Source organism: Bartonella sp. AD328YNZD (assembly GCF_042196425.1).
On sequence record NZ_JBHIQG010000523.1, the window covers coordinates 1 to 1,230 of the forward strand.

Sequence of the window (1,230 nt, forward strand, 5' to 3'; positions counted from 1 at the left end):
TTAAAAAGAGTTGATTTCCCGACATTAGGTAATCCGACAATACCGCATTTAAAGCCCATGAGAGTCTTTCTTTTCTATTGATTTTATGGTCAAGATAAAGCTTCCTTTTTATAGCATATTTTCAGAAGAGTTATAGTCTTTGTATTGCAATAAATGAGAAAAAAGTCTACAATAACAGATAATCTACTTTTTTATCTTTTAAAATTCTTCTTATCTTAATGCTCTCCTTAGTTACAAGGATAAGAAAACTTCGAATTAATGTTAATATTGTGCTAAGTTTTTCATGGTATGCAAATCTGCATAAATAATTAATCGGAGAAAATAGAAGAGTGTTATCTCGTTGTACCTTTTTAATTTTAGCACTTTTAGCTTTGGCTGGGTGTGCTACACATCCGTCAGATATATCGTCGATTCCTGTTCAACAAATTCGATACATTCCACCAGAAATACAGGCTTTGTACGGTCCTGTAACGAATGAGGCTTATTTGTTACCTGCTGTTGATCTTGCGACAATTGATCCAAAGTTTTGGCGACAAGAAGTGCTTTATTATACATCTTATCCCCCTGGAACATTGGTTATAGATACGGAAGAATGTTTTCTTTACCTTATTGGTGAAAATGGGAAGGCTTTACGTTATGGGATTGGAGTCGGTAAAGAAGGCTTAGCATTTGAAGGTGAAGGGGTTGTACAGCGCAAGCGTCGGTGGCCTAATTGGGCTCCTACTGCAGCAATGATGGCTCGAGAGCCAGAACGTTATGGTCATTTAGGGAAAGGAATGCCTCCAGGTCCTGATAATCCATTGGGCGCACGGGCACTCTATCTTTTCAAAAATGGAAAAGATACACTTTTCCGTATTCATGGCTCACATGAATCTTGGTCAATTGGGCGTGCTATTTCAAGTGGGTGTATCCGTTTGCTCAATCAAGATATTATTGATCTTTATAATCGTGTTCCCGTTGGTTCGCGTGTTGTGGTGTTGCAAAACAATAGGAGTAACCCTACAGTTTACAGTCAACAATTAAATGGCTACGATCCACTACAATCAACCATTCAGCCGGATGATTTTTAATTTTAGGGAGAAGATTGGAGAGGACCATTGAGTATTTTGGTTTGCTGTTCAATCTTCTCTTTTTCCAAAAAAAGAGTATAGATCTCTTCTCTGTTTCAAAAGATATGTACAAATATCATTGTTCTATTTGCTAGCTTTCATATTTTCCCAACAGGTTTTG

2 protein-coding genes are annotated in these 1,230 nt (G+C 37.2%); one reads left to right on the plus strand and one right to left on the minus strand.

The window, feature by feature from the left end; genetic code table 11:
* A partial coding sequence (locus ACFIO3_RS13365; RefSeq protein ID WP_171051390.1) for a GTPase occupies window positions 1-59 on the minus strand: 59 nt, incomplete at its 3' end.
* 270 nt (window positions 60-329) lie between these two features.
* On the opposite strand from ACFIO3_RS13365, the gene ACFIO3_RS13370 reads away from it, so the two are divergent.
* Window positions 330-1,070 carry a L,D-transpeptidase gene (locus ACFIO3_RS13370; RefSeq protein WP_375607763.1) on the plus strand — a complete coding sequence of 247 codons (741 nt, stop codon included), beginning with the start codon at window positions 330-332 and terminating at the stop codon, window positions 1,068-1,070.
* Window positions 1,071-1,230: the final 160 nt, after the last annotated feature.